Origin of the sequence: Rhodococcus sp. 1168 (assembly GCF_002091955.1) — a bacterium.
Lineage (GTDB): Bacteria > Actinomycetota > Actinomycetes > Mycobacteriales > Mycobacteriaceae > Rhodococcoides.
In genome coordinates this window covers 1-4,966 of record NZ_MKKY01000089.1, presented here as the reverse complement: position 1 = coordinate 4,966, position 4,966 = coordinate 1, and the positions used below count along the sequence as shown (strand labels likewise).

Below are 4,966 nucleotides of genomic sequence, written 5' to 3'. Positions count from 1 at the left end.
GTCCGCGTACTTCGCAGCCAATCAACAAAAGTAGAGCTCTACACGTTGATGGCCGCGGAGTACGCGAACTCCGCAGTTCACCGGATGGCGCGCCTGCTCGAGGTGTCGACCTCCGGCTTCTACAAGAACCAAGGACGCAGTGTGACAACCCGATTGGCAGAGCGAGAGCAGCGTAGAGCCGATCTGGAGATCAAGATCCTCGCGATCCACCAGGAGTCGAAAGGCGTGTACGGGGCACCGCGCATCACCGCCGAACTCCACGACCGAGGCGAGGTGATCACCGAGAAAACTGTCGCCAAGATCATGCGATCGCTCGGTGTCGTCGGCATCAGTCCGCGCACGTTCAAGGTCCGCACCACCGTGGTCGATCCGTTCGCCTCGTTCCCTGATGATCTGGTCCAGCGCCGTTTCGATCAGGGTGAACTCGATGCGGTGTGGACTTCGGACATAACGTATCTGACCTGCGGGGAGGGGGATATGTACCTGTGCGCGATCAAGGACGAGCACTCGAAGAAGGTTCTCGGATGGGCCGTGGCCGATCACATGCGCACCGAGCTGGTTGTCGAAGCGTTGGAGATGGCGGTCGCCGAACGTGGCGGCGATGTCGCGGGAACAATCATGCACTCGGACAGGGGATCTCAGTACACTGCTGACATCATGAAGCAGGCGTGTGAACGGTACGGGTTGCGGCGTTCGATGGGTGAAACCGGTCAATGCTGGGACAACGCCGGCGCCGAAAGTCTGTGGTCGACGTTCAAGCACGAGTACTACTACCGGCACACCTTCGTTCATGCCACTGAATTGGTTGCTGCAGTTGACAACTGGATGAACTTCTACAACACTCGCCGTAGGCACTCCACGATCGGGATGCTCAGCCCCACCACGTACGAACAGTCACTGATCGCGCCCATCATGGCCGCGTGACCACTGTCCACTTTTCGGGGGGAACCTCAGGTCGCCCTCGACCACGCCGAGAGGGTCCGCGACGGCGCATGGGTCATCGACGCCACCGGCATCGTCGACCTGACCTCGTGGCCGGCCGGGATGCGCGTGATCATCCGAAAGGAACGCCCGCACCCCGGCGCGCAGCTACGGTTCACCGATTCCGACGGTCTCCGACTGACTGCGTTCGCCACCAACACGGTCGGCGGGAAGATTCAGGATCTCGAACTGAGGCACCGCCGCCGCGCCCGGTGTGAGGACCGCATCCGCACCGCCAAGGACACCGGGCTGACAAATTTCCCGCTGCACGGCTTCGACCAGAACCGCATCTGGTTGGCGATCGTCGAACTTGCTCTGGACCTGATGGCGTGGACTCAGATGCTCGGCTTCACCGACCATGATGCACGCCGGTGGGAGCCCAAAAGTGTTCGTCTGCGGGTGTTCTCGGTCGCCGGCCGCATCGCCACCCACGCCCGCCGCACGCACCTGCGCCTTTCACAGAACGCACCGTGGTCGACGTTGATCGTCACCGCACTGACCCGGTTGGCGGCGCTGACCGCGCCCGCCTGACCGCAATTCACCCGACCCAACGACGCGAAAGAACCCCACGCCTCGGACCGTGGAACCGAGCACCCGCCGATCGACATCGGCAACGCCATCGTGCGCTAACGAGTCCGAAACACCATCTCGACCAGCTCAGGCCAGCACATCAGCTCGACGAAAGATCGAGGCTAGGTCGCGGAGCTCTGCAGTGGCTCATGCGAAAGCCTCAACCTCGTCTTTTCAGTCATCACCGTCTGAATGAATCATTCTCACGACCGAAAACCTCTACTCGCCGGGTTTGTTCGGTAGTTCCGGTCGATAGTCTTGTCGGATTGCCCGATTGTCGGCGATATTGTCGATTCGTGGGCCGAATACATTCCCGGCCCCCATGTTTCGCCTCTCGTTTTCCTATCGAGCACACGCACTTCAGGGCGTGCCGTCGTTTTGCAGTTGGATGGGCCTCCAGCTACATTTGACGTCGGTAGCGGATTCTTACGCGGATCGCGCGCCATTTCCGAAAGCCCGCCTCGTGCGGGCTTTCCGTGTCAGTGCGGGCGGGTTCGCCAACATGACCGGGTCCGGCTGAATTCGGCCCTACGACTTGGTTGGAGCTTCGGACCACGGCCGAGTCCCGCACCGTTCGGGGCCGCGCACGAGCTTCCCGCTAGCCGCACTGAGAGTGTGATTGAGAACTGTCAGGTTCGGGCGAGTCGCCTGGTCATGGTCGCGATGGTGACGACGAGAACCATCGCTTCGTGGTTTTCGGGCTTGGCCTCATAGTCGCGGACGCAGCGGCGATATTTGTTGAGCCAAGCGAAGGTCCGTTCTACCACCCAAACTCGGGCCCGGACGTGGAATCCGGTACTACCAGGCTTGCGTTTGATGACGCCGACCTGCAGTGCCAGAACACTTTTCGCCCAGCCGAGCAGGCGCCCCGAGTAGCCGCCGTCGGCCCGCACCAGCCGGATCGTGGAGAACGTGCCGCGCAGTGCGGCGAGCAGCCGGTGCCCGGCGTCACGGTCCTGAATCGAGGCCGCGGTCACCACGACTGTCAACAACAGCTGGTCACGTCCACTGCGATGTGGCGTTTCACGCCGGTTGTTCGTTTCCCGCCGTCCCATCCGGTCTTTGGTGTCGCCTCTGAATAGGCAAGGTAGGACGAGAGTTCAGGAGTCAACGACTGCAGTTCGATATCACATCCACGGCGTTACTCGCAACCGACGCCGTCTCCATCACGGTCGAGCTTGCTGCTGTAGCCAGGTTGTCCGGCCCGGATGGGGGCGGCACCGGCTGCACGAACTGCGCTGCAATTCTGGTAGTACACGCTCGCCGGTGCAGGCGCTTCGACCAGCGGAGCGGGTGCTGGTGCTGGTGCTGGTGCTGGTGCGACCGGAACAGGTGCTGGTGCGACCGGTGCAGGTCGAGGAGCTGGAGCTGGAGCAGGTGCGACTGGGGCTGCGGCGCCGCAGTCACCGAGGACGCGGGTGGTCGCATCGTGTTCGGGCTGAGTGACCCACAGTCCGTAGGCGGCCTTCACCTCGACCTGCCGAGCAACATAGGTGCACCGGTATGCGGTGTTGCTGGGGAGCCAGGTCGCGGCATCGCCGTCGCTCTTCTGCTGGTTCGCCGGGCCATCGACGGCCTGCAGGTTGCGCGGGTCGTTCGCCAGGCTCTTCAGCGTGGCCGGGTCGAGTTGCTGAGCACCTGTCTGCCAGGCATTACTGAGGGCGACCATGTGGTCGATTTGCACAGCGCTGGAGGTGTCGGTGCCGCGGACGAAGCTGATGGTGGTTGCGGTGTACGTATCGGCCAGGGTGCCGGTTTGTACCGCGCATCCGTTGGACCCCGGCTTCACGGTGATCGCGGTGAGATCTCGACGTAAAATATCGTTCCTCGTATCGCAGCCGTTATGACCACCTTCGACGGTGACATCGTCGGTCCAGGCCTGCCCGAACATCTCTCGGTCGTACCCGGTCTTCGGGGCTCGCCCCTTGATCGGCACGGTCGCCAGCATGCTCAGGGCAGCGTTCGCGCCGTCCGCGTTCTCGACCGCCAACGCCACCGGTACGGGTGCGAGCATCGACTCGGGTGTAGTTGCGGCGGAGCTCGGAGCCACGGGCGATGTTGTAGCGATGGCAGCTTTCGAGGTGCTGGTCATCGTGGCGGATGCTGCCGCTACGGCTGCCTCCTGCGCGGCGGTGTCCCTCGACCCGGTCGGATCCACCACACCGATGACCAGCAAGCCGGACACGACTGCACCGGTGACCCACGGCCACTTCCGTCTCCCCTTCGATGCGGTTGGTGCAGGCGGCGAATAATCAAAATCAGACACAGTAGTTCTCCAAAGGCAGGAATGGGCACAACGAGGTCGGTCGACATCGTAGTAGGACCGCTGATAGCGGCCGATACATTCGAAATGCCTTCGCCGTTATCGGCGGGGCAGTGGTTGTCGCATTGGATCGGGTTCGGGCTCATCGACGCGATGGTCATCTCACTCGTCGAAGTCACCTTCGGAGATGTGCCGGGTGCGGGCGTGTCGTTCTGCTCCGGTGAGGGTGGGCGCAATTTGGGTGCGAATCCGGCGGTGGCGGATCTCAATGTGGGCAGCAACATGCAGACGGCCTTAATCACGCTCGCCTGAAGACCTGGATCCGATTCAGCCTGGGGTTGAGTCTCCCCTGAGCAAGCTGTGTACGTGCATGTCATGCCACCCGTCTGCATGGCGTGCTGATCCGCGGCGGATGCCTTCTGTCTGAAATCCGGCCTTATCCGCAACGCGACACGACGCAGCATTGTCTACTGAGTGTTCGAGTTCGAGTCGGTTGAAGGCCACTTCGTCGAAGGCCCATCTTGCTAACGCAACAACGGAATTCGGGCACACTCCATACCCGCGCGCAGATGCGGCCATCCAGTACGCCAGATCGGCCGTCCCGTCATAGAGATCAATATTTTTCAATGCGATACGACCGAGTAGGCGGTCCGAACCTGAATCAACCACAGCCCAATGGGCTCCGGATTCTTTGAGCCACTCAGACTGCCACCCTCCGATCCATCCTGCTGCCTCCTCGATCGAATCAGCACGTTTGACGTGCCATCGTTGGATGAGTGGGTCCTGAAAGAATTCCATCACCGCTGCGGCGTCACCGTTCACCCACGGCCGGAGTGAAACCGACCGCGACACCTCGATCACGGGTTGTTCAATCCCGAACAACGATCCCTCGGGGATCGACGGTTCGACCAGGATGGGCACAAAGTCAATCCTGGTACAGCGTCATCACGTTGAGCAACACCTACCCGACTAACCGTTCTCGGCGAGACAACGCCGTCAAAGGCACGGCTTGCAAGCACACGCTCTGGTTGGCAGGATCATCGCCAGCGTCGCGTGTCGATGACGGACAGCGTCAGGCATGGAGGCGTGGAACTGCCCAGGAGGCAGACACTCATGACCATCACGTTCGATCACACCATCGTCGTCTCGAAA

At 61.8% G+C, this 4,966-nt stretch carries 5 protein-coding genes and 1 pseudogene; 3 read left to right on the top strand and 3 right to left on the bottom strand.

Annotation, left to right across the window (positions count from 1 at the left end):
- The coding region (locus tag BJI47_RS20360) for an IS3 family transposase (protein WP_088942194.1) at window positions 1-924 on the top strand (924 nt) is incomplete at its 5' end.
- Window positions 925-975: 51 nt separating this feature from the next.
- Window positions 976-1,512, top strand: a pseudogene (locus BJI47_RS20355) (transposase); the annotation flags it as partial.
- A gap of 668 nt (window positions 1,513-2,180) precedes the next feature.
- On the opposite strand, the gene BJI47_RS20350 reads toward BJI47_RS20355, so the two are convergent.
- Both BJI47_RS20350 and BJI47_RS20345 read right to left on the bottom strand, forming a co-directional pair.
- Window positions 2,181-2,606 carry a transposase gene (locus tag BJI47_RS20350; protein ID WP_254900714.1) on the bottom strand — a complete coding sequence of 142 codons (426 nt, stop codon included), beginning with the start codon at window positions 2,604-2,606 and terminating at the stop codon, window positions 2,181-2,183.
- 86 nt (window positions 2,607-2,692) lie between these two features.
- Window positions 2,693-3,817 carry a DUF1524 domain-containing protein gene (locus BJI47_RS20345; protein WP_088945453.1) on the bottom strand — a complete coding sequence of 375 codons (1,125 nt, stop codon included), beginning with the start codon at window positions 3,815-3,817 and terminating at the stop codon, window positions 2,693-2,695.
- An 84-nt stretch (window positions 3,818-3,901) separates the two neighbouring features.
- On the opposite strand from BJI47_RS20345, the gene BJI47_RS20340 reads away from it, so the two are divergent.
- Window positions 3,902-4,126: a hypothetical protein gene (locus BJI47_RS20340; protein WP_176224983.1), complete on the top strand. Its 225-nt coding sequence runs from the start codon at window positions 3,902-3,904 to the stop codon at window positions 4,124-4,126.
- 15 nt (window positions 4,127-4,141) lie between these two features.
- On the opposite strand, the gene BJI47_RS20335 is transcribed toward BJI47_RS20340, so the two are convergent.
- A complete protein-coding gene (locus BJI47_RS20335) occupies window positions 4,142-4,735 on the bottom strand; it encodes a GNAT family N-acetyltransferase (protein WP_088945427.1) in 594 nt (197 codons plus the stop codon).
- Window positions 4,736-4,966 lie beyond the last annotated feature (231 nt).